Raw genomic sequence first — 21,873 nt, 5'->3', positions numbered from 1 at the left:
CGCTTCCGGCCGTCGGATCTCCTGCGGTCCTGCGGTCCTGCGGTCAGGGGTCGAATGGTCAACGGTCAGACGTCGAGCGCGGCGATCTCCAGCGCGCCCAGACGCTCCGGTTCCGCCACGATGTCGATTTCGGTGATCAGGCCGTCCTCGATCGTGAACCCGAGGACCAGGAACAGCCGGCCCAGCGGGGCCATCGCCAGGCCGACCGCTCCGTCGATCAGGGCGGGCGCCGTCGCCCCCGCCCGCCGCATGGCGGCCATCGCACTCGTGGCGACGGTGCCGGCGCCGCGCAGGAGGATCGGGGCGGCGCTGGGCACGACGGCCGTGTCGGCACGGAGCACCACGTCGGGGTGGAGCAGGGCGACGAGCGCGTCGAAGTTCCCGCCGCGGGTGGCGGCGAGGAAGGCCTCCACGACGTGGCGTCGGCGCGTCGGATCGGCCTCGGGTGCCGGCGGGGCCCCCTTGACCCGGCGGCGGGCGCGGCTCGCGAGCTGACGGGTCGCCGCCGGGGTCTTCTCGATCATCGGGGCGATCTCGTCGAAGGGCACGGCGAACAGGTCGTGCAGGACGAACGCGAGCCGCTCGGCGGGCGCCAGCCGGTCGAGCACGACGAGCAGCGCCAGCCCGACCGAGTCGGCCAGCACGGCCTCCTCCTCGGGGTCGACCGCGGCCTCGCGGTCGGCGACGGGGTCGGTGGGGTACGCGTCCACGGAGTCCTCGCGCCGGGATTCGCGCGAGCGCAGCATGTTGAGGCACACGCGCGAAACGACGGTCGTCAGCCAGCCTCCGAGGTTCTCCACCTCGCTGACGTCGGACCGGCTCAGCCGCAGCCAGGCCTCCTGGACGGCGTCATCGGCCTCGGCGAGGGAACCGAGCATGCGGTAGGACACCGCTCTCAGGTGAGAGCGGTGCTCTTCGAAACGCTCCGTCAGCCACGCGTTCCCGTCCACGGGTCCCCCACATCGATTGCGCACACCGGATGATCAAAACAGATCATGGCGGCTGCTGGATAATGGCTCCCGAACAACAGAAGCGAGTGGAGACGCCGGGTGCACAGGGTGGCCCGGCAGAAGAGGGAGCCCCCGATGGACGTGCAGCACTTCGAGCGGATCACCGCATTCATCGAGGCGCGGCTCACCCCGCTGTTCGACGAGGCGACGGGCAGCGAACACGGTTTCGCCATGGACGACACCTCCCGCGCCCTGCGCGCGCTGCGCAACTCCGTCCTGGAGGCCTCCGCCATCAAGGGCCTCATCGAGAAGCGGGAATCCGCCGAGCCCGCCATGCGCCGCGTCATCGACCAATCGGTGGAGCACAACTGGGACGTGCTGCGCGGGATCGCCCGCCAGTGGGAGGACCACGCGGACTTCCGCCACGAGTTCAAGCACCACGCGTGGGAGCTCGACCACCACCACACCCCCGCGCCCGCGCAGGCCTGATCTCACCGAGGCGGTACGAGTGCTCCGCGCGCGGCCACGGCCGCGCGCAGGAGCGCTGCCGTGGCGGCCCGCTCCTCGGGCGACGGCGACAGCACGCCGTTCTCGGTCATCAGGGCGTGGAACTGCTGCCGCTCGTACGGAACACCGGGCGGCAGCGCCGCGACGTGCCAGTGCAGGTGGGCGTTGCCCAGCCGGCTCCCGAGCGAGTACAGGTAGGTCCGCTCGCAGTCGAGGACGTCCTCCACCGCGAGCGCGACCTCCCGTACGACGAGCATCAGCCGGGTGTAGGCCGACGCGTCCAGATCGCGGACGGCATGCTCGATGTGCGCCCTGGGGGCCACCAGCACCTTTCCGGGGAGCGTGGGCCAGCGGTCGAGGAAGGCCACATGGTGCTCGTCCTCGAAGACGCTCTCGTGCGCGAAGTCGGGGTGTCCGGCAAGAAAGGCGCAGACGAAGCACGGCCCGCCGCGCGTCCGTTCGACGTACGCCTCGAGGTCCATCGGTTCACGGTCCATCGGCATCGGTGTCGGCACCGGCGCATCCTCTCACCGGCCCCGCCCCTCAGCGGCCGGACGCCACATCCCGCAGGCGCCCCGTCACCACCAGGTTGCCGTCGGGGGTGCGGCGTGCGAGGTCGCCGGTACGGAAGAAGCCGTCGGTGGTGAAGGCGCGCGCGGTGCGGTCGGGCGCCCGGTAGTAGCCGCGCGGGGTGCCGGGACCGCGGGCGAGGAGTTCGCCGGACTCCCCGTCGGGCACGTCCCCGCCGTCGACGCCGACCACGCGGATCTCGTCTTCGGGCGAGAGCGGGCGCCCCCGTGTCGTGAGTACGGTCTCGTCCGGGTCCGCGGGCCGGGTGACGGTGAAGAGCCCCTCGGCCCTGCCCGACACCCGCTGCAAGCGGCCCAGTTCGGGGCCGACGCGTTCGGCGGTCGTCCGCGCCAGATGCTCACCGCCGATCTGCACGAGGCGCAGGCTGCTCACGTCGACCCGGTCCGCGGCAGCGGCATCGGCAGCGGCGTCGAGCCAGAGGCCCGCGGCGGCGGGCAGCAGCGAGGTGACGGTGACCCGCTCCCGTGCGACGACCGGGAGGCACGCGGCCGGGTCCGTGTCCTCGGCGAGGACGACGACGCCACCGACCGACAGGGTGCCGACGATGCCGGGGCAGCCGAGCGCGAAGTTGGACTCGGCGGGAAGCGCGGCGAGGTACACGTCTTTCTCGGTGAGCGACACCAGATCGGCTGCGGCCCGCACCTGGTAGGCGTAGTCGTTGTGGGTGCGCGGTACGAGCACGGGCTCCGCGTCCGTACCACCGGAGAGCAGGAGGAACGCGACCTGATCGGCGCTCTGCGGGAGCGGCCGCTCCGGTGGGGAGTCGATGGAGGCCAGGGGGTAGTAGTGGCAGCCCGCCGCGTCGATGGTGAAGCCGCCGTACGGGGACGCCTCGCCCGGGGCCTCCAGGGTGAACACGCGTCGCAGGAAGGGCCCTTGGGCCGCGATCTCCGCCGCCATCGCCGTGAGGTCGAAGCCCTGGTGGGTCGGGGGGCCTACGTGGCCGACGGCCTGGCTGACCCGTACGAGGCGGGACACCTCGGCCGCCCGGTGCGTCACCGGGCAGAGCACGGGGACCGCACCCATGCGCATCAGCGCGAACACGGTGATGACGAACTCGGGGACGTTCGGCAGCTGGACGACGACCCGCTGACCGGGACGCAGGCCGCGCAGCCGGAACCCCGCGGCCATCCGGTCCACCCGCCGGTTCAGCTGCCCGTACGTGATGCGGGTGCAGCCGTGCACGAGCGCGGTCCGCGGCCCGTTGTGCCGGGCCCAGCCGCGGAGCAGGTTGTCCAGCGTGTTGCCGCGCCAGTGGCCGGCCGCCCAGTAGCGGTCGACGAACGCCTCGGGCCAGGGAGTGCAGCCGTCGAGCATGGATGTCATTCGCTTCCTCGGGACCGACCTCGCCGTGTTGACCTCGGCAAGCCAAGCTCTCAACACGCCGCGACGCAATGCGCGTTCCCGACCAAGGACGCGCCGCGCCCTCGGTCGAAAGTCCAATGACAGGCCGGGAGGGAGGGCCGCAGCCCGCGCCGCGCCCGAAGACGCGGCACGGGCTGCGGCGGTCGTGTGACCCGGCGACCCGGGGGTCGGGCCGTCGGGCCGTCAGGGACGGTCGGGGCTCAGGCGGTGTCCGCCGTCTTGCGCGGGGTGGTCTGCTGGACCGCCCAGCCGTTGCCGTCGGGGTCGGAGAAGTAGACGAAGGAACCCCACGGCAGGTCCTGGATCTCCGTCACCTCGACCCCGCGGCCGCGCAGGTCCTCGTACGCCTCCTCGATGTCGGTGACGACGACCTGCATGTTGTCCAGCGACCCCGGGGTCATCCGGGTCAGCCCCTTGCCGATGGCGATCGAACAGGCAGAGCCCGGCGGGGTCAGCTGGACGAAGCGGATGTCCTCACTGACGGTGACGTCGTGGTCGGCGTTGAAGCCGAGCTTCTCGTAGAAGGCCTTGGCCCGGTCGATGTCGGTCACGGGGACGGCGACGAGTTCCAGTTTGATGTCCATGACAGCATCATGCTCCCGACACCGGTGCCTCGCCGTCCGACACCGCGAACTGCGTGCGGTACAGCTCCTCGTAGCGCCCGCCCGCCGCCAGCAGCGCGGTGTGCGTGCCCCGTTCCACGATCCGGCCGTCCTCGACCACCAGGATCAGGTCCGCCGCCTGCACGGTCGACAGCCGGTGCGCGATCACCACCGCGGTCCGGCCGGCCAGGGCCTCGCCCAGGGCTTCCTGCACCGCGGCCTCCGAGGTCGAGTCCAGGTGCGCGGTGGCCTCGTCGAGGATCACCACCCGCTGCCGGGCCAGCAGCAGCCGAGCGATCGTCAGCCGCTGCCGCTCCCCGCCCGACAGCCGGTAGCCGCGTTCCCCGACCACCGTGTCCAGTCCGTCCGGCAGGGAGGCGACGAGCCCGTCCAGCCGCGAGCGCCGCAGGGCCTCCCAGATCTCCTCCTCGGAGGCCTCCGGGCGGGCCAGCAGCAGATTGGCCCGTACCGACTCGTGGAAGAGGTGCCCGTCCTGGGTGACCATGCCGAGCGTTTCGCGGATCGAGTCGGCCGTGAGGTCGCGTACGTCGATCCCGCCGAGGCGGACCGCGCCCGCGTCGGCGTCGTACAGCCGCGGCAGCAGTTGCGCGATGGTCGACTTCCCCGCGCCGGACGAGCCGACCAGGGCGATCATCTGGCCCGGCTCGGCCCGGAAGGACACCTCGTGGAGCACCTGGGTGCCGCCCCGGGCATCGAGGGCGGCGACCTCCTCCAGGGAGGCGAGCGAGACCTTGTCGGCGGCCGGGTAGCCGAAGGACACGCGGTCGAACTCCACGGCCACCGGCCCCTCTGGGACCCGGCGGGCGTCCGGCTTCTGCGCGATGAGCGGCTTCAGGTCGAGGATCTCGAAGACCCGCTCGAAACTCACCAGCGCGCTCATCACCTCGACGCGGGCGCCGGCGAGCGCGGTCAGCGGGGCGTACAGCCGGGTCAGGAGGAGGGCGAGGGCGACGACGGAACCGGCTTCCAGGGACCCGCGCAGGGCGTAGAAGCCGCCGAGCCCGTAGACGAGGGCGAGGGCCAGCGCCGAGACCAGGGTGAGGGCCGTGATGAAGGCCGACTGGGCCATCGCCGTACGGATCCCGATGTCCCGCACCCGCGCCGCCCGGGCGGCGAACTCCGCGGACTCGTCGGCGGGCCGCCCGAAGAGCTTGACCAGCGTCGCGCCGGGAGCGGAGAACCGCTCGGTCATCTGGGTGCTCATCGCGGAGTCCAGCGCGGCGGCCTCCCGCTGCATCGCCGCCATCCGCGTCCCCATCCGGCGGGCCGGCAGCACGAACACCGGCAGCAGTACCAGCGCCAGCAGGGTGATCTGCCAGGAGATGCTCAGCATCACGACGAGGGTCAGCACCAGGGTGACGGTGTTGGCGACCACGCCCGACAGGGTGTTGCTGAAGGCCCGCTGGGCGCCGATCACATCATTGTTGAGCCGGCTGACCAGGGCCCCCGTCCGGGTCCGGGTGAAGAAGGCGACCGGCATCCGCTGCACGTGGTCGAAGACCGCCGTCCGCAGATCCAGGATCAGCCCCTCGCCGAGGGTGGCGGAGAGCTTGCGGGTCAGCAGTCCGAGCCCGGCCTCCGCGACCGCGATCAGTGCGATGAGCAGCGCCAGCCGGGTGATGGCGGCACTGTCGCGGCCGTCCACGATGGCGGTGACGACCCGGCTGGCGAGCACCGGTGTGGCCACCGCGAGCAGCGCCGTTATCACGCTCAGCAGAAGGAAGAGGGTCAGCCCGCGACGGTGCGGGCGGGCGAACGCGGCGACGCGGCGCAGGCCGGCCCGGGAGAACGGGCGGCGGTCCTGCTCGGCGTTGATCGCGCTGTGGAGCGACATCCAGGCGGTGACTTCCATGTCCATGGCCGAGACGCTAGGACCTCAACCAAAGTCGAGGTCAAGGTATTTGTTCGAGACCGCCCGTACGTGTGTCCAACTGCCGTCCGGAGGAGGGATATTCGCGACCCTCACCCCTTGTCGGTGCCCGGTGGCATCATCGGTTCATGACGCAGGGATCCGAGTCCGTACGCTTCAACAAGCGAACCACCGACACCGTCCTGCACCGCTTCGAGCAGTGGGCCCGGGACACCCCCGGGGCCCGGGCGCTCATCGCCGGCCCGGACAGCCTGACCTACGGGGAGCTGGACGCGCGCGCCGACCGGCTGGCGCACCGCCTGCTCGACTCCGGCCTGCCGCCCGGCAGGCTCGTCGCCGTCGGCACCGACCGGCAGAGTGAACTGGTCGTCGCCCTCCTCGCCGTCCTCAAGGCCGGCGGCGCCTACACCGTCATCGACGTCGCGACCCCCCACGCCGGGCGGCTGCAGCTCACCGCCGCCGAACCGGTGGTCCTGCTCACCGATACCGCCCACCGGGCCGCTCTCGACAACGGCACCGGCCTGCGGGTGATCCGGCTCGACGAGGAGGCCACGATCGCCGGGCCGCGCGCCGAACAGCCGCCGGCCCCTTCCCCCGACCGGCCTTCTGACCGGGTCACCGACCGGCTCACCGACCGGCCTTCCGGCCATTGCGCCCTGCCGCCCCGCCGGACCGCGGCCCTGCTCTTCAGCGGGGCGGCCGAGCCGCGCGCGGTTCCCGTCGGCCACGGGCTGCTCCTCGCCGCCCACGAGAGCTGGGCCGAGGTCGCCCGGCCGACCCCGCAGGACCGGCACCTGATCACCGCCGGGCCGGACGTGACCGCCTTCGCCGCGGGCTGGACCCGCGCCCTGTGCTCGGGCGGCGCCCTCGTACTGACCCCGCGCTCCCCCTGGAAGCCCGAGAACATCCGGGCGGCGGTCGAGACCGACCGCGTCACCGTCCTGCACACCGACCCGGCCGGCGCCGCCCGGCTGCTGATCGAGGACGCGCAACCGGCCGCCGCCACCGGCCCGCCCGGCCACCGCGGTTCGGACCCCGCCTGCCGTTCGCTGCGGCTGCTCGCCGTCTCGGGCGACCGGCTCTACCTCGACGAGCAGGCGACCCTGCAGGTCAGGCTGCGTCCCGGCGCGCGCGTGCTCAACGTCTACGGCCCCGCCGAGTGCGCCGGCGTCGGCACCTGGTTCGAACTGCCGCAACTGCCCCACCCGTTGGACGACCCGGAAGCGATCTCCCTGCTCGGCACCCCGTTCCCCGGCTGCCGCGTCGAGGTGCACGGCGGCGAGATCCGCCTCACGCCGCCGGACGGCGGCGACGCCGTACCCACCGGAGACCTCGGCCTGCTGCGCGAGGACGGGCTGCTGGAGTTCGGCGGCCGGATCCGGGACCGCATCGCACTGCCCGACGGCCGCTGGGTCGACCCTTACCCGATCGAGTGCGCCATCCGCGGCCACGCGGGCATCGGAGCCGCCATCGTCAAGGGGGTCGACGGCCCCCGCGGCCCGCGGCGGCTCGTCGCGTACGTGGCCCCGCCGCCGGGCGGGCCGGCGTGGCCCGCCGGGGTCCTGCTGCCGGACGTCGAGGAGCTGCGCGACCACCTGGCGGGCAAGGTGCCCAGGGAGGAGTGCCCGCGGAACGTGATCCGCCTGCGCGCCCTGCCCCGTAGCGCGGCGGGCCGGGAGGACCGGGACGCCCTGCCCCTGCCCATCCTGCCCGCGGCGGCGCGGGGCGCCGGCAGCAAGTCCGGGAAGTACGGGGCCGCCCCGAGCCAGGGCGAGGTGCCGGCGTCCTGCGCGGCCGGCTGCGGGGGAGTCGTCCTGGGCCTCGTCGCCCTGATCATCACCAATCTCCTGTGGCCCGGATCGACCGACCTCACGGGAGTGCCGCAGCCCTGGGCGTTCCTGTTCTCCGTCCTCTACCTCTTCGAGTGCCTCGCCTTCGGCGTCGGCGTGGTCTTCCTGTTCGGCGGTCGCGCCCGGATGCGCCGCCAGCGCCGCAGCCCCTCCCTCACCGTGGCCGCCCATCTGGCAGTTTCCTACCTCCTGTTGGCCTGGTGGCCGCAGGACAACCTCTACCGGCTCGCGGCCAAGCACGACTGGCCGCAGCAGGCCGCGCTCGTCTACACCTTCAACGTCCCGCTGATGATCGCGGGCGCCGTCGTCGCGGCCTACGTCGTCGCCAGGCCGGCGGACCCCTTCGACTTCCACGACCCCGTCGACGACTGACAGGCGGATCGGACCTCCGACCCGCACCGCCGCCGGGCCGGCCGCGCAGGCCGGCTACGGCGGGCCGAACATCGCCCCGACCGCCAGGGCCTCGGCCCGCACCAGCTCCTCGGCCGCGTCCAGCACCTTCTTGCTGCGCGCGGCCACCAGCACACCCATCCAGGGCGCCGGTTCGAAGGCCCCGGTCGGGATCGCGGGCACGAACACCGCCCCGAGTTCCGCGCAGCCCCGCACCAGGGCCGCGCACAGCTCGTCCAGCTGGGCCTCGGGCAGCCGCGCGCCCAGCTCCACCCGGTCGGCGATCCGTACGAGGTGCCCCGCGCCCCGCAGCACGTCGAGCCGGGCCGCCACCATGAAGGCGATCGACGGACCTGTCAGCCGCAGGTTCGTCTCGGTCGGCGCCAGCCGCCCCTGCCCGTCGGCGACGAAGTCCACATCGAACCAGCCCCGGTAGCCGGAGTCCGCCAGCCCCCGGCCCACCGCCGCCCCGAAGGCGATGAGGGGCTTCACGGCCCCTTCGGGCACCACCCCGGGCCCCACCGTGGCGCCCCGGTAGCAGCCGTCCGCCACGTCCATCACCGCCCCGCCCACCTCGTGCACATGGCCCGCGTCGTCGACGAAGCCGTCGTACGTCAGGTCCCGCGGCCCCCCGGTCCCGGCCGGGTCCGCTCCGCCGTCCGCCGGACGGCCGACGTACTCCTCCAGCAGCAGCGGACCGCGCGGCAGCCGCCGTAGCACCGCCCGCGCCCCGCCCGCCGCGCGGACCTGCGCCGGGGTGACCACCGTGGTGCCCGAACCCCCGACACCGTGCTCCGTTTTCACCACGGTGCTCTCGCCCGCCCGGGTCCGGGCCGCCAGCATCCGCGCCGCCGCCCACCGCCCGTCGGCCCGCCACTGCCGGGGGAGCACGATCCCCGGATGCCCGCCGTCCGCCAGGATCCGCCCGAAGAGCCCGTGCGCCGCGGACTTCGACTCGTAGCGCAACTCCCCGGCCCGCCACGGCCGGCCCGCCAGCCGCCCGAACGGCCGGGTGCGCCCCCATGGTACGAGGGGCAGTCCGGCCCCCGTCAGCAGCGCGGCCAGCGCCGGCCGGGCCCGTACGGCGTCGGCGAGGCCAGGCCCCCCGTCCACCAGGCCGTCGTACACCTCGAGCCCGGTCCAGCCCAGCTGGCGGCAGACCAGTTCCGTCCAGCCGCGCGGCACTGCCCGCGGCAGCACCAGCGCGGCCGGATACGGGCTGTAGAAGGCGGCCAGGCAGGCGTAATGGTGCGCCGGCCGCTGCTCCCGGTCCAGGGTGGCATCGGCGAACTGCGCGTTGAACTCACCGACGTTGCCCAGGTGCACGGCCCGCCCGCCGCCGGTCCAGGCGCGCGCCCAGTCGGCCAGCGGGGCGGGCGTCACCTCGAAGCGGACCAGGGCCGAGCCGCCGCGGGCGCCGTCGGCCGGGCTCCCGACCGGGTCGGGCGCCACCGCCCCCATCGCCCGGTAGAACCCGCTCGCGTGCGGATCGGAGTCGATCACCAGCCGGCGCACCCCGAGTTCCGCGGCCCGCCGGAGCACGTCCCGGTAGAGGAGCCGGCCCACCCCCTGCCCGACGGCCGACGGCTCCACGAAGAGCAGACCGAGGACCGCGAGCGGCGCAGCCCCCTCCAGGGACGCGACCCCGAGCACCTCGCCCCGCTCGCTTTCGGCCACGACGATGCGGCGGGACGTCACGTCGTCGGCCCGGATCCGCAGCTCCTCCGCGCACGCGGCCAGGAAGTCGGCGTCGTACCCCCAGTACGCCTTGGACCGCATCACCAGCCCGGTCAGGTCCTGTGCCTCGGCCGGCCGCGCGGCCCTGACCTTTACCATCTGCTGACCTCCCCATGGTCCGCGTCAAGGCCGTGCGATAGATTCGGCCTCTCCACGGCACATACTTTCCCACCCACGCGGAGACAGGCTTCTCAATGAGCGACATCATCAATGGACTTGGCCGCACCAGCGCCTACGGCGCCCTCGGCCTGGTCCTGCTGATCCTCGGCATCGTCCTCGTGGACGTGCTGACGCCCGGGAAGCTCCCCAAGCAGATCTGGGAGGAGCGCAACCGCAACGCGGCCCTCTTCCTCAGCTCCGCGCTCCTCGGCATCGGCGGCATCGTCTTCACCTCGATCTGGACGACATACGCGGACTTCGGCAAGGGCCTGCTGTCCACCGCGGCGTTCGGCCTGCTCGGACTGGTCCTCATGGCGGTGGCCTTCCTCGTGCTCGACCTGGTGACCCCGGGCAAGCTCGGCGCCATCGTCGTGGACCCGCAGCCCCACCCGGCGGTCTGGGTCTCGGCCGCCTGCAACCTCGCCGTGGCCGCGATCGTCGCCGCCTCGATCGCCTGACGCGCAGCGCCCGCAGGCGACGAGAGCGCCGCTCCTCCGAGGGAGCGGCGCTCTCGCCGTACTCGGGACCCGGTGGCCGGGGCCGGGGCCCTCAGGCGAGGCCCAGCGCGAACACCGCGAACCCCGCCGCCAGCAGCCCGGCCACGGTCCGGCGCAGCGTGCTCGCCCCGCGTCCCTCCCGCGGCGGTACCTCGAACCTGCGGGCGTACCGGGCGATCCCCACGAACAGCGCCGCGAACACCGGCATCCACGCCAGCCGCGCCGCGATCCAGGCCGCGCTGTCGGGCGCCGTCGTGAGCCCGGCCAGTTCGCCCACGAACGAGCCGGGCACGGCCGCGGCCAGCATGGCCGTCTGGTGCCAGCACAGGATCGTCATGGCGGACAGGTTGATCACGACCACGGGAGCCCACAGGGCCGGCCGCGCCAGCACCTTCGCCAGCCGGTCGCGCAGCAGGATCGCGGCACCCGACTGGGCCGAGGCCAGGGCCAGTACGAGGAGCGACGGCGGGTGCGAGTTGGTCCGGGCCGCACCCGGTACGCCCACCATCGACGCCGGATAGTGGAAGACCGCCAGCAGCGCCGCGAACAGCAGCGTCCCGCCCACCAGCAGGAGCCAGGCCCCGCGCCGCCCGAGGCGCCGCTCGCCCCACGAGACGCCGAGCTGGTACGCGAACAGCCAGCCCGGCAGGATGTTCACCACGGAGAGCCAGGAGGGTACGGAGTCGGCGAGCGGCCCGTAGCGCAGGAAATCCACCACCGTGACCGATACCAGCAGCGGGGCCGCGGCCCAGCCGCCCAGGCGCCGGGCCGCCCGCACGCAGTACGGGGTCAGCGCGGTGACCACCACGTACACGCCGACGAACCACAACGGCTGGATCACCAGCGTGGCCCCGGTCCGCAGCGATGCCTCCGGCACCCCGGCCGCGTACAGCAGGGGCGCGGCCAGCGCCCACACCACGGTCACCCCCAGCACCGGCCGCCCCAGCCGCACGACGCGGCCCTTCAGCCATGCGCGCGTCGACCCGGTGCGGCGCGCGAACGAGAGCGCCGAGGCGTACCCGCCGACGAGGAAGAAGATGCCGAGCATCTGGAGCACCCAGCCGGCCGGTGCCAGTCCGCCGAGGGCCGACAGCGGACTGGCGTTGTGCAGTGCGCCGTCGGCGTCGAGCGTGAAGCCGCCGAGCAGCCAGTGGCCGGTGGGTACGGCCAGCAGCGCCAGGGCGCGCAGACCGTCGATCGCCCGGTCGCGGTGGGCGGGGGTCTGCCGGTCGATGCGGGCGGCGGCCCTGCGCAGCGGGGCCAGGGCCGAGGCGGAGGCGCTCATCTGGCCTCTCCCTTCGCGATCGTGGCGAAGGCCGCCAAGGACTGGGTGCCGGGCGTGAAGTAGCCGGTGTGGCCCTGTACGTCGGCGGCGGGCACCCGGCGGGCACCGAAAGCGGCGGAGGTCGGGTCGGCGCCGTGGCCGATGCCGGCGAACTCGACGTTCGGGACGTCGGCTATCCAGTCGGAGGGGCCCCGGGCCGCCCAGACGCGTGCGCCGGTGCGCAGGGCGGCCGCGGTGTCGGCGCGCATCCCGGGGGAGCCGAAGGCCACGATGTCGGTGGCGTCGGTGTGCCGGGCCGCGATCCCGCACACCACCGAGCCGTAGCTGTGGCAGAACAGCACCGGGTCGGGCGCGCCGACCGCGTCGAGTCCCTCGGTGAATCGGGCCAGGCGGGCCGCTCCGGCCCGGGCGAGGCGGCCGTCGGCGGCGTCCAGGCCGACGCCGACCGGGGTGGTGTAGCCGATCCAGGCGACGACGGCGGTGGACCCGTCGGTCGCGCCGCGCAGCGCACGGGCCATTGCGGCCGGGCCGGTGTGGGGCGTGCGCCGGGCGTCGTAGCCGGCGGCGTCGTTGTCGGACCCCGGCACGATCACCGATACGTGCTCCGCGTGCTCCAGGTCCCCGAACACCTCGGCCACCTGGCCCCGACCGCGCGGGTCGAAGGCCAGGATCCGGCGGTCCGGCGCGGCGAGGGACGCGTACCGCGCCTCACCCGTGGCGGCCGCGGCGATCCGGTTGGCCTCGTACCGCAGGGGGAGCGGAGCCCCGTCCAGGTTGCCCACCACCAGCGGGTGGGACCGCAGCAGCTCCCGGCGCGCGGCGTCGTCCAGCCCGGCGAAGAACGCCGCCACCTCGCGCGGCGTGGCGGTCGCGGGATCGGGAAGCGACCGCCCGGCCACCGTGTCGGCCCGCCAGGCGACGGTGCCCGGCGGCGGCCCGGTGACCGCCGTCTGACCGTCGCCGGAAGCCCAACCGGCACTCCCCCCGACGACGGTCACCGCGAGCGCGGCGGTGACCAGGGTCCTTCCGAAGCGGCGCATGCCCCTTCTCCTCTCCTCGTGACGAGGAGGAAGGTAAGTAGGGGGTATCGGCCGGGACGTCGGACCGGGGAGCCAAGTCGGATGTCATACCCCGGTAGGGGGTGGAGGAGAGACCGTCAGTAGACGAGCAGATGGTCGCAGGTGTTCGTCCCGCTGGGGAGCGAGCTGTCGCTGTTGAGGACGTAGAAGGACCGGTCGAATCCCATCGCCGTCATCTTCGGGACGACGATCAGGGTCTGGCCCGCCATGTCGAGCCCCAGCGGTCTCACCACGTTCTGGTTCAGCAGGACGAAGAGGTTCTGCGTGAGCGCGTCCAGTCTGAGGATCCGGTACGTGCGGTCGCCCGTTCCGTCCGCTCCGGTGAGGGCCGCCTGGTACTGCGTGTCCCTCCATTGCGACGGCGCAGGAGCGACACGTCCCGCTGCCTCCAGGGCTTGCAGCCGCCGCTGCGTGCTCGCCCGGACCCCTGCCATGTGGATGTGCAGCTGGTGGAAGTACCGGGCGCTCTGCGAGTTGATGCCCAGACCGATGTTGGGGAACACCACGGGGACGTCACCTCCGCTCCGGCCGGTCTCCCACGCCTCGTGCCAGTAGTTCGCGACATTGGGCGACACGAGGAAAGGGCACTCGATGCCCGTGATCCGACAACTCGGAAGGAGCAGGTAGTTGTGCGGGGACGGCGGCCTGCCGTTCAGCACCACGTAGTTGGGGGTCGTCTTGAGGCAGTCCGGCCGCTGCCCGCTCGGCGGGACGATTCCCCGGGTGCAGTACTGCACGTCCTGCCACAGCGGGTCGGTGTCCGAGGGCAGGCCGCACAGGGACTGCATCTGGGTGGGAGGGCACGGGTTCTGTCCGCCGCCGGGCGGATTCGGATCCGTGGGACAGGGGCAGCACGACGGCTTTCCGGGGACGGGGTCCGGACCGGTCGCCGCGGACGCGCTGCCGCCCGTCCCGGTCAGCAGTGCTCCCGCGCCCAGGGCGCCCGAGAGCGCCACGAACTGACGCCGGGGCATGTCGTTGGTCCTGTCGATGGCATTCATCCGTGAGCTCCGATGGTCGACGACCGCTGCTTCGCTGTGCTGAGCCGAGCGAGGGGCGACGCATCCGGCGGATCGAGCCCTCGCTGATCCGCTCACAAAATAGGCGGTGGTCCGGTCTTTTCCCGGCAAGGAAATGGGGGAGGGTGCGCTATTACGCCGGAAGGCGGGCAGCCGGGTCAGGCGGAGTCGCCCGGCCGCACCAGCCCCGCCTCGTACGCGAAGATCACGGCCTGGGCCCGGTCCCGCAGATCGAGCTTGGCCAGCACCCGACCGATGTGCGTCTTCACCGTCTGCTCCGCCAGCACCAGGTGCCCCGCGATCTCCTGGTTCGACAGCCCGCGCGCGATGAGCTCCAGCACCTCGGTCTCGCGCGGCGTGAGCCCCTTCAGCCGCAGTGCGGGATCCTTGCGCGGCGCCGGGCGCTGCTGGACGAAGTCCGCGATCAGCCGCCGCGTCACCGAGGGCGCCAGCAGCGCCTCGCCCGAGGCGACGACCCGGACCGCCGCGATCAGATCGGCCGGCGGGGCGTCCTTGAGCAGGAAGCCGGAGGCCCCCGCGCGCAGCGCCTCGTACACGTAGTCGTCGATGTCGAAGGTGGTCAGCATCAGCACTTTCGGCCGGTGCACCACCCCGGGCGGAGGGTCGAGGATCTCGCGGGCGGCGGTGAGCCCGTCCATCTCCGGCATCCGCACATCCATCAGGACCACATCGGGGTGGGTGGAGCGGGAGACCTGCACCCCCTGCCGCCCGTCGGGGGCTTCGCCCACCACATCGATGTCGGCCTGCGCCGACAGCAGCGCGGCGAACCCGGCCCGCACCATGGCCTGGTCGTCGACGATGATCACGCGGATGGTCAACTGCCGTCCTCGTTCATAGGGGTGGGCTCGGTCGGGTCGTTCAACGGGAGCCGGGCGGCGACCCGGAAGCCGCCGTCGGGCAGCGGACCGGTGTCGAGCGTCCCGCCGGTCAACCGTACGCGCTCCCGCATGCCTACCAGGCCGTGCCCCGTGCCGGAAGTCTCCACCTCCACCACGGCGTCCCGGGCCGGGCCGTTGACCACGAGCACGAGGACCTCGCCCTCGTCCACCGTCACCGAGACCCGGGTGGGCGCACCCGGCGCGTGCCGCACCACATTGGCCAAGGCCTCCTGCACGATCCGGTACGCCGACAGATCGACCGCCGGGGGCGCCGCCCCGGCCGCGCCGGCCGCCAGCGACAACTCCACCGGCTGCCCGGCCCGTACGGTCGCCTCCACCAACTGCTGGAGCCGGTCGATGCCCGGCTGCGGGGCCCGCTCGCCGTCGGCCCCGTTCGCCCCGTCGCCGCGCAGCACGGTCAGCAGCCGCCGCATCTCGCCCAGCGACTCCCGCGCGCTCGCCGCGATGGCCGCGAACTCCTCCCGCACCGGCTCCGACATGCCCGGCACCCGGTACGGGGCCGAGTCGGCCTGCACCGTGATCACCGACATGTGGTGGGCCACCACATCGTGCAACTCGCGCGCGATCCGGGCCCGCTCCTCCAGCAGCGTGCGCCGGGCCCGTTCCGCCTCGCTGATGCTCTCCTGCTCGGCGACCCGCTGCTGAGCGTCGCCGAGCCCCCGCAGGGCGCCCGTCAGCGCCAGCACGACCCCGCCGAGCACGAAGAGCAGGGCGGTGGTGTTCATGACGCCCGCGGGCTGGGAGAAGCCCAGCACGGTGCCGATGGCGCCGGTCACCAGCCATACGCCGACCAGGGTCCGGACGGACTCGCGCAGTCCCAGAGCGGCCATGAGGACCAGGTAGCCGACGATGGTCATCGGCGGCCACGGCCAGGAGTGCCCGGCCACCTTGTCGGCGCCGATCAGCAGCACCGCGGCGACGGTGTCGGCGGTCAGGACGACGACCCAGGCGTGCACGGGCCGGGTCACGGCGAGGAGCAGCGGCACGGTCTGCGCCACTCCCAGTGCGCCCGCCCAGCCGCCGCCCACCCCATAGCCGTTGGCCAGCACGGCAATGGTCACCGGCAGCAGGGTGACCACGAAGATGCCGACGACGACGAAGGGCATGGCGCGCTGCCAGCGTTTGGGCGACTGCGCGAACAGGGGCTGCGCCGCACCGGCGGGCGTGCGCAGCACCACGGCGAGTCGCGCCAGCGCACCGGGCACGCGGCCCCCGGCCGCCGACGAGGTGCGGATGCGTTCGCGGGTCCGGCCGCTCGTCCGGGTGCGGGCTCTGTCGCTCATGATCGCACCAGCCTATGCGCCGACGGGCCCGAAAGCGGGAGAGCTAGGCTGCTCGCCTGTCGATCATGGGGGATACGGGCATGGGTGGCGCCGCCGCGTTGGAGAAACTGCTGCCGGTACTGCTGGCCTTCGGCGGCGGAGTGCTGCTCGCCCGCAGGAAGGTCGTTCCGGCCGAGGCCTCGAAGGTCTTCTCCGACTACGCCTTCCTCTTCGCCGTCCCCTGCTACCTGTTCGGCAACATCTACGCGAGCGACCTCGGGGCCCTGTTCAACTGGCGGGCGATCGGTGGTTACGCCGGCGCCGCGGCCCTCGCCGTACTGGCGGTGGCCGTGACGGCGGTCGCCCGCGGTCTGCGCGAACCCCGGGACGTGGCCCTGCGCGTGATGGCGGGTGTCCAGGTGAACACCGCCTATTTCGCCGTCCCCGTCTTCATCACCGTGTTCGGGACGGCGGCGCCGATCTTCCCGATCCTGCTGTTCCAGGTCTGTGTCCTGTCCCTGGTCGTCATCGCCCTCATGGAACTGGGCCGCGCCGGACCCGAGGCCGGCGGCCCGGGCCGCCGCCTCACCCGGGCCGTCGGAGCCTCGCTCGCCACCCCGCTGGTCGTCGCCTGCAACGCGGGGATCCTGCTCAACCTGCTGTCGGTACGGATCCCGGCCGTCGTCCTGGACGGCGCCGCCTTCGTCGGGGACAGCGCCTCACCGGTGGCCCTGTTCGCCCTCGGCCTCCACCTGGGCGGCCTCGGCCTCGACCTCCGGGGCACCACGCGCGAGGAACTCGCCCTCATAGGCTTCAAGTGCCTGGCGTTCCCGCTGCTGACCTGGGCGGTGTGCGGATGGCTGTTCGGCGTGCGCGGCGAGTGGCTGGCGTACCTCGTCCTGATCGCGGCGATGCCCACCCCGCAGAACCTGTTCATCTTCGCCCAGCGCTACGACGTCGGTGTGGACCTCTCCGCCTCGATCGTGATCAAGACCTCGATCGTGTCGCTCCTGCTGCTGCCCCTGTGGTTGCAGACTGCCGCACTATGAACACCGTTGACCCTGCCTCTGGTTGCGCCCACGGCCTCGCGATAGCGGGCGGCGCCGTCACCTTAGGACTGCTCGCCGCCTGGACCGTGCACGACCTCGAAGATCCCTGAACGGCTTCGGCCTGCACGGGCTCGTCCACGTCGCGTCACGGGCCTGGCGCTCGCGGGCGCGGCCCCCGCGGCCCCGCACGCCGTCGCACGCCGTCGCCCGCCGGATCCACCGGGCCGCGTCCGGGCGGTAGCACCGGGGGCGGGGCATCCGCTCGTACCCCGGGCGGCATCGGCTCGTTGACCCGGCATGGAACTGCCGACCATCGCGGCGCCGGGTGTCGGGGAACGGGCCGACGCCGTGGCCGATGCCGCCTGCCACCTCTACGACACCATCGCCCCCCGGGGCACCGGCGGGCCGGGCGGGTGGAGCCGGAGCGCCGCGGAGGACGCCGCCGAGGCGATCGAGACCACCGCGCACGCCCTCGCGTCCATCGACCCGGGCGCCGAGGTCGTCCTCGCGCCCGTCCACGCGGCCCTCGCCGACCTGCGCCGCCGTCTCGGCCTGGCGCCCGCCGACGCGCTGACCGGCGACGGGCTCGCGGCGACCCCGCGTACGGTCGGCAACCCGCGCCGGACCCGCTGGGTACGGGTGCTCACCGCGACGCCTTCGCCCCGGCAACCGCCTTCTCGTACAACTTCCTGATGTCCGCGCCGAAGTAGGAGCTGTAGGAGGTGTCGGGCGTGTCGCCGCCGGTCTTCCAGCCGCCGATCACCCCCACCACGTCACCGGTCCCGGTGCGCGCGTCGTAGCGGTTCAGGAACGGGCCGCCGCTGGTTCCGCCCGGGTACCCGGTGCAGTTGATCCGCAGGAACGAACCCGGGATCGCCTTGTCGGTGCTGGTGAACTTCGTGGTCCGGTTCGCGCACAGGCGCGGCCGGGCGGCGGAGGACGGGTAGCCGATCAAAGTGACCTGTGCGTGCGCGTAACCGGCCCCGGTCACCAGCCGGTTCCCGCCGACCACGGTCTCCACCGGCCGGCCGCGGGCGTCCGGGCCGACCTGGGCGAAGGCCACGTCCAGGGCGGCGGCGCGGTCGACGCCCTGGGACCGGTAGCGCGGGTCGATCCAGATCCTGGAGCGTCCGGCCGCGTCCCGCACGACCGGGAACATCCCGTACGGCTGCGGCTTCGCCTTGGTGTACCTCGGTACGAAGGCCACCTGCTGGGTGTCGGAGCCGAGCAGGCAGTGCGCCGCGCTGAGCACCAGGTTGCGGCCGGGGGAGGAGACCACGCTCGCGGTGCAGAAGTAGGCCCCACCGCCCTTGACGAGGAACATCCGGCCGGCGACCGGAACGCCGTCGAAGTTCTGCCCGACGCCGGGGGTGAGGGCCGGCAGCCGCGGAACCACCGGGGCCGGGGCCGGCGCCGGCAGCGGAGCGGGAGCCGATGGCGTGGGCGTCGGTGTGGGTGTGGGTGTGGGTGTCTCGGCCGGTGTCGGCAGCTCGGCCGGCAGCTCCGTCGAGGGCGAGGGCGAGGGCGAGGGCGGCGAGGGCGAAGCAGGTGCCGGTGTCGGTGTCGGTGTCGGTGTGTCGGCCGCGATCGGCGCGGGCGTCTCGGGCAGTTCCGGTGGCGCAGGGTCCACCGGCCCCGGCAGTTCGGGCGGCGCGGGCGGCAACGGAAGGGCGGAGGCCATCCGTTCGGCGGTCCAGAAGGACCGGGCCTCGAGCGCCGACCAGCGGCCGGCGGCCACCGGGGCGGCGGCGCTCCCTGCCTCGGCCACCGGCAGCGGCCCGCCGGGCACCAGCAGGGCGGCCGCCACCGCGGCCATGATCAACGTACTTCGCATACCGGACACTCCCTAAACGGCCTGGGGAAATTGGAAGAGCCGGTCCGGGTCGTAGGCACGCCGGACCTCCTGCAGGCGGGCGAGGTTCGCGCCGTAGTAGGCCTCGCGCCAGTCGGTGAGCTTCGGGTCGGTGTAGTTCTGGTAGGCGCGCCCGCTCGCCCAGGGGCGCAGGGCCTGCCAGAGCCCGTCCAGCCAGTCCTGGTGCCGGTCCACCTCGGCGGCCGGCGCCGACTCGGGCCAGCGGACGAGGTACTGGGCGAGGAAGGCGCTGTCGCGGTGCACGAAGGCGGTGGCGCCGGCCGGGACCCGGTTCATCGCGCCGCCGCAGACCCCGTCGAACTGCACCACTGCCCCTCCGCCCGGGGGAACGTCCGTCCCGTACCGCCGGACCGCGTCCAGGACCGCGCCGATCGCCGCGTCCGGCAGTCCGCCGCCCGCCCAGAAATCGGACCGGGCGGCGTACGAATCTCGGCCGAGCCGACCCTGCGGGTCCCGCCCGGGCAGGCTGCCCGGAAGCCGGCACTGGGAGGGGCTCAGCTCCAGGCAGCCCGACATGGCCAAGGCCGTGTCCTCGTGGCCGCTTACGACGACCCAGTTGTCCCGCGGCGCCCCGCCGACCAGGTCCGACAGCCGCGTCAGCTGCCGCTCCAGCTCCTGCCTCCCGTCGAGGCACACCACCCGCACCGCCGGCGGCCCCGCAGCCTCGGGCCCGCCCTCGAGGGTGAATTCCACCTGGCTCCAGAACGGGTCCGGCAGCGCGGTCAGCCAGCGCTGCCAGCCGCGCAGCACGGCCGCGGAGTCACCGGCGGGCCAGTGGAGTTCCGCGAAGGCGCACGCGCCGACCGGGTGCGTCCGGAAGCGGAACTCGGTGACGACGCCGAAGTTGCCGCCGCCACCGCCGCGCAGGGCCCAGAAGAGGTCCGGATCGCGATCGGCGGAAACCTCGCGCACGGTCCCGTCGGGGGTGACCACGCGGGCCCCGGTGAGCCGGTCGGCGGTGGTGCCGTAGGCGCGCGAGGCCAGGCCCAGACCGCCGCCGAGCGTGAGGCCGGCGATGCCGACGGACGGGCACAGCCCGGTCGGAACCGACCGGCCGCGCCCGGCGAGAGCCGTGTGCACGTCCCCGAGCCGGGCCCCCGCGCCGATCCGGACGCCGTCCCCGTCGACGGAGACCGCCGCCATGGTCGAGGTGTCGACGACCAGCCCGGCGCCGCGCGTGGACCAGCCGGCGTAGCTGTGCCCGCCACCGCGCGGGACCAGGGGCGCCGCCGAGCGCCGCGCGAAGTCCAGGCAGACGGCCACGTCCCCGGCGTGCGCGGGATAGGCCACCGCGGCCGGGGCGACGGCGTCGTAGCGGGGCTGGAACAGCCGTCGGGCCTCGGCGTAGTCGCGGTCCCCGGGGAGCACCACGCGCCCGTCGAGCCCGCGCGCCAGTGCGCCGTAGTCCGGGGTCCGGGCCGCCGCACCGACGGTGGCGAGCACGGCCGCGGCCGCGCTGCCCAGGACCTGGCGGCGATTGAGGCTCATACCTCCTTCCTGCCACCGCCCGGGGCGATAGCCGCGCAGGCGGGTCCCACACGTACCGGGGTGCCCCCTGAACGGCGCACAGCCGAAACGGTTCGGCTTGTCCGATCGACATACCGGAAAACCGTTCCGCGACCGGGGAACGGCCGCCGTACGCTGCCCCCATGCCTCTCGTGGATCTCAGTACGCCCGCCGACGACTTCAACGCGGACCCGTACCCCTTCTACGAGGCACTGCGCACCGCCGGCCCCGTCCACCGACTGGTCCTGGGAAGCGACCGCACCTGGCTGGTGGTCGGTCACGAGGAGGCCCGGCAGGCCCTGACCCACCCGGCACTGTCGAAGAACTGGCTCGGATCCGACCTGTTCGCGAACACCCCCGTCCATGCCGTCGCGACCAACATGCTGGACGCGGATCCGCCCCACCACACCCGGCTGCGCCGCCTGGTGGCCCGCGAGTTCACCTCCCGCCGCGTGGAGTCCCTGCGGCCCCGTGTCCAGCGGATCACCGATGAGCTGCTCGACGCGATGGCGGCCCGGCCCGACCGCCGGGCCGACCTGATCGCGTCCTTCGCGGTACCGTTGCCGATGACCGTCATCTGCGAACTCCTGGGCGTCCCGGGCCTGGACCGGGCGCGGTTCCGCTCCTGGTCGGGCGAGATCGTCGCCCCGCTGGACGGGGTGGGCGCGGACCCCCGCGTCCTGGAGGAGATGACCGCCTACCTCTTCGAACTCGTCGCGGCCAAGGCCGAGGACCCGGGCGAGGACCTGCTCAGCGCCCTGATCCGGACCCGTGACGAGGACGGCGGCCGGCTCTCCCCGGACGAGCTGATCGGGATGGCCTTCCTGCTGCTCGTCGCCGGTCACGAGACCACCGTCAACCTGATCGGCAACGGCGTACGGGCCCTGCTCGCGCACCCCGGGCAGCTGGCCGCGCTGCGCGCCGACCCGGACGGGCTGATCGACGGGGCGGTGGAGGAGATGCTCCGCTACGACGGCCCCGTACAGCACGCCACGTACCGCTTCGCCGCCGCGGACCTGGAACTGGGCGGCGTCCCCATCGCGGCCGGCTCCTCCGTCCTGGTCGCCCTCGCCGGGGCGGACCGCGATCCGGCGCGGTTCGCGCAGCCGGCGGCGGACGTCTTCGACATCCGCCGCTCCGGGCCGGGCCACCTGGCCTTCGGCCACGGCATCCACTTCTGCCTCGGCGCCCCGCTCGCCCGCATGGAGGGCCGTATCGCGATCCGGTCGCTGCTGGAGCGTTTCCCGGACCTTGCCGAGGACCCGGCGTCGGGCCCGCCGGACTGGCTCCCGGGCGGCCTGATGCGGGGCGTGACCCGGCTGCCCCTGTACTGGTGAGCGC

General features: G+C 73.6%; 19 protein-coding genes. 6 read left to right on the top strand and 13 right to left on the bottom strand.

Features of this window, described 5'->3' with window-relative positions; genetic code table 11:
• Positions 1–65 precede the first annotated feature (65 nt).
• A complete protein-coding gene (locus ACIQZO_RS03495) occupies positions 66–950 on the bottom strand; it encodes a sigma-70 family RNA polymerase sigma factor (protein WP_403619435.1) in 885 nt (294 codons plus the stop codon).
• Between the two features lie 135 nt (positions 951–1,085).
• Here ACIQZO_RS03495 and ACIQZO_RS03490 point away from each other — a divergent pair, with 135 nt between their 5' ends.
• Positions 1,086–1,439 carry a hypothetical protein gene (locus tag ACIQZO_RS03490; RefSeq protein ID WP_403619432.1) on the top strand — a complete coding sequence of 118 codons (354 nt, stop codon included), beginning with the start codon at positions 1,086–1,088 and terminating at the stop codon, positions 1,437–1,439.
• 2 nt (positions 1,440–1,441) lie between these two features.
• Here the strand turns inward: ACIQZO_RS03490 and ACIQZO_RS03485 are convergent, their stop codons facing one another.
• The 4 genes from ACIQZO_RS03485 to ACIQZO_RS03470 form a co-directional block, all read right to left on the bottom strand.
• Entirely contained in the window at positions 1,442–1,972 is a 531-nt protein-coding gene (locus ACIQZO_RS03485) for an HIT family protein (protein WP_403619430.1), read from the bottom strand.
• Positions 1,973–2,000: 28 nt separating this feature from the next.
• The gene (locus ACIQZO_RS03480; protein ID WP_403619427.1) at positions 2,001–3,374 is read right to left on the bottom strand and encodes an AMP-binding protein; all 1,374 of its coding nucleotides are present in this window, start codon (positions 3,372–3,374) and stop codon (positions 2,001–2,003) included.
• A 239-nt stretch (positions 3,375–3,613) separates the two neighbouring features.
• Positions 3,614–3,997, bottom strand: a complete 384-nt coding sequence (locus tag ACIQZO_RS03475) for a VOC family protein (RefSeq protein WP_030766748.1) — start codon at positions 3,995–3,997, stop codon at positions 3,614–3,616.
• 7 nt (positions 3,998–4,004) lie between these two features.
• A complete protein-coding gene (locus ACIQZO_RS03470) occupies positions 4,005–5,894 on the bottom strand; it encodes an ABC transporter ATP-binding protein (protein ID WP_403619424.1) in 1,890 nt (629 codons plus the stop codon).
• 140 nt (positions 5,895–6,034) lie between these two features.
• On the opposite strand from ACIQZO_RS03470, the gene ACIQZO_RS03465 reads away from it, so the two are divergent.
• On the top strand, positions 6,035–8,128 hold the full coding sequence (locus ACIQZO_RS03465) for an AMP-binding protein (protein WP_403619421.1): 2,094 nt from the start codon (positions 6,035–6,037) through the stop codon (positions 8,126–8,128).
• A gap of 54 nt (positions 8,129–8,182) precedes the next feature.
• Here the strand turns inward: ACIQZO_RS03465 and ACIQZO_RS03460 are convergent, their stop codons facing one another.
• Positions 8,183–9,982 (bottom strand): GNAT family N-acetyltransferase, encoded by a 1,800-nt coding sequence (locus ACIQZO_RS03460; RefSeq protein WP_403619418.1) that lies wholly within the window; start codon positions 9,980–9,982, stop codon positions 8,183–8,185.
• Positions 9,983–10,077: 95 nt separating this feature from the next.
• Between ACIQZO_RS03460 and ACIQZO_RS03455 the strand changes: the two genes are divergently transcribed.
• Positions 10,078–10,500: a DUF350 domain-containing protein gene (locus tag ACIQZO_RS03455; RefSeq protein ID WP_403619415.1), complete on the top strand. Its 423-nt coding sequence runs from the start codon at positions 10,078–10,080 to the stop codon at positions 10,498–10,500.
• 91 nt (positions 10,501–10,591) lie between these two features.
• Here the strand turns inward: ACIQZO_RS03455 and ACIQZO_RS03450 are convergent, their stop codons facing one another.
• The 5 genes from ACIQZO_RS03450 to ACIQZO_RS03430 form a co-directional block, all read right to left on the bottom strand.
• Positions 10,592–11,824 carry an acyltransferase gene (locus tag ACIQZO_RS03450; protein WP_403619412.1) on the bottom strand — a complete coding sequence of 411 codons (1,233 nt, stop codon included), beginning with the start codon at positions 11,822–11,824 and terminating at the stop codon, positions 10,592–10,594.
• Complete coding sequence (locus ACIQZO_RS03445) at positions 11,821–12,864, bottom strand: alpha/beta hydrolase (RefSeq protein ID WP_403619409.1); 1,044 nt, start codon at positions 12,862–12,864, stop codon at positions 11,821–11,823. The genes ACIQZO_RS03450 and ACIQZO_RS03445 overlap by 4 nt, the downstream gene beginning before the upstream one ends.
• A gap of 116 nt (positions 12,865–12,980) precedes the next feature.
• Positions 12,981–13,904, bottom strand: coding sequence for a CDP-diacylglycerol diphosphatase (locus ACIQZO_RS03440; protein ID WP_403619406.1), 924 nt, complete (start codon positions 13,902–13,904; stop codon positions 12,981–12,983).
• 176 nt (positions 13,905–14,080) lie between these two features.
• The gene (locus tag ACIQZO_RS03435) at positions 14,081–14,761 is read right to left on the bottom strand and encodes a response regulator (RefSeq protein WP_403619403.1); all 681 of its coding nucleotides are present in this window, start codon (positions 14,759–14,761) and stop codon (positions 14,081–14,083) included.
• Entirely contained in the window at positions 14,758–16,125 is a 1,368-nt protein-coding gene (locus ACIQZO_RS03430; protein WP_403619400.1) for a sensor histidine kinase, read from the bottom strand. Before ACIQZO_RS03430 ends, ACIQZO_RS03435 begins: the two co-directional genes overlap by 4 nt.
• A 65-nt stretch (positions 16,126–16,190) precedes the next feature.
• Between ACIQZO_RS03430 and ACIQZO_RS03425 the strand changes: the two genes are divergently transcribed.
• Both ACIQZO_RS03425 and ACIQZO_RS03420 read left to right on the top strand, forming a co-directional pair.
• Complete coding sequence (locus ACIQZO_RS03425; protein ID WP_403619397.1) at positions 16,191–17,153, top strand: AEC family transporter; 963 nt, start codon at positions 16,191–16,193, stop codon at positions 17,151–17,153.
• A gap of 297 nt (positions 17,154–17,450) precedes the next feature.
• The gene (locus ACIQZO_RS03420) at positions 17,451–17,846 is read left to right on the top strand and encodes a hypothetical protein (protein ID WP_403619394.1); all 396 of its coding nucleotides are present in this window, start codon (positions 17,451–17,453) and stop codon (positions 17,844–17,846) included.
• Here the strand turns inward: ACIQZO_RS03420 and ACIQZO_RS03415 are convergent.
• Complete coding sequence (locus ACIQZO_RS03415) at positions 17,797–18,987, bottom strand: serine protease (RefSeq protein ID WP_403619391.1); 1,191 nt, start codon at positions 18,985–18,987, stop codon at positions 17,797–17,799. The genes ACIQZO_RS03420 and ACIQZO_RS03415 overlap by 50 nt on opposite strands.
• A gap of 12 nt (positions 18,988–18,999) precedes the next feature.
• On the bottom strand, positions 19,000–20,514 hold the full coding sequence (locus ACIQZO_RS03410) for an FAD-binding oxidoreductase (protein ID WP_403619388.1): 1,515 nt from the start codon (positions 20,512–20,514) through the stop codon (positions 19,000–19,002).
• A gap of 161 nt (positions 20,515–20,675) precedes the next feature.
• Here ACIQZO_RS03410 and ACIQZO_RS03405 point away from each other — a divergent pair, with 161 nt between their 5' ends.
• Positions 20,676–21,869: a cytochrome P450 gene (locus tag ACIQZO_RS03405; RefSeq protein WP_403619385.1), complete on the top strand. Its 1,194-nt coding sequence runs from the start codon at positions 20,676–20,678 to the stop codon at positions 21,867–21,869.
• Positions 21,870–21,873: the final 4 nt, after the last annotated feature.

This window comes from Streptomyces sp. NPDC097617 (genome assembly GCF_044761485.1).
Lineage (GTDB): Bacteria > Actinomycetota > Actinomycetes > Streptomycetales > Streptomycetaceae > Streptomyces.
Note: the sequence above shows the minus strand (reverse complement) of the source record. Positions and strands in the feature narration are given on the sequence as shown.

Excerpts from the sequence above, each read along its gene's own strand:
- ACIQZO_RS03475 (WP_030766748.1), bottom strand. The coding sequence starts at position 3,997 with ATGGACATCAAACTGGAACTCGTCGCCGTCCCCGTGACCGACATCGAC.
- ACIQZO_RS03465 (WP_403619421.1), top strand. The coding sequence starts at position 6,035 with ATGACGCAGGGATCCGAGTCCGTACGCTTCAACAAGCGAACCACCGAC.
- ACIQZO_RS03420 (WP_403619394.1), top strand. The coding sequence starts at position 17,451 with ATGGAACTGCCGACCATCGCGGCGCCGGGTGTCGGGGAACGGGCCGAC.
- ACIQZO_RS03460 (WP_403619418.1), bottom strand. The coding sequence starts at position 9,982 with ATGGTAAAGGTCAGGGCCGCGCGGCCGGCCGAGGCACAGGACCTGACC.
- ACIQZO_RS03490 (WP_403619432.1), top strand. The coding sequence starts at position 1,086 with ATGGACGTGCAGCACTTCGAGCGGATCACCGCATTCATCGAGGCGCGG.
- ACIQZO_RS03445 (WP_403619409.1), bottom strand. The coding sequence starts at position 12,864 with ATGCGCCGCTTCGGAAGGACCCTGGTCACCGCCGCGCTCGCGGTGACC.
- ACIQZO_RS03415 (WP_403619391.1), bottom strand. The coding sequence starts at position 18,987 with ATGCGAAGTACGTTGATCATGGCCGCGGTGGCGGCCGCCCTGCTGGTG.
- ACIQZO_RS03455 (WP_403619415.1), top strand. The coding sequence starts at position 10,078 with ATGAGCGACATCATCAATGGACTTGGCCGCACCAGCGCCTACGGCGCC.
- ACIQZO_RS03440 (WP_403619406.1), bottom strand. The coding sequence starts at position 13,904 with ATGAATGCCATCGACAGGACCAACGACATGCCCCGGCGTCAGTTCGTG.
- ACIQZO_RS03480 (WP_403619427.1), bottom strand. The coding sequence starts at position 3,374 with ATGACATCCATGCTCGACGGCTGCACTCCCTGGCCCGAGGCGTTCGTC.
- ACIQZO_RS03410 (WP_403619388.1), bottom strand. The coding sequence starts at position 20,514 with ATGAGCCTCAATCGCCGCCAGGTCCTGGGCAGCGCGGCCGCGGCCGTG.
- ACIQZO_RS03425 (WP_403619397.1), top strand. The coding sequence starts at position 16,191 with ATGGGGGATACGGGCATGGGTGGCGCCGCCGCGTTGGAGAAACTGCTG.
- ACIQZO_RS03405 (WP_403619385.1), top strand. The coding sequence starts at position 20,676 with ATGCCTCTCGTGGATCTCAGTACGCCCGCCGACGACTTCAACGCGGAC.
- ACIQZO_RS03430 (WP_403619400.1), bottom strand. The coding sequence starts at position 16,125 with ATGAGCGACAGAGCCCGCACCCGGACGAGCGGCCGGACCCGCGAACGC.
- ACIQZO_RS03470 (WP_403619424.1), bottom strand. The coding sequence starts at position 5,894 with ATGGACATGGAAGTCACCGCCTGGATGTCGCTCCACAGCGCGATCAAC.
- ACIQZO_RS03450 (WP_403619412.1), bottom strand. The coding sequence starts at position 11,824 with ATGAGCGCCTCCGCCTCGGCCCTGGCCCCGCTGCGCAGGGCCGCCGCC.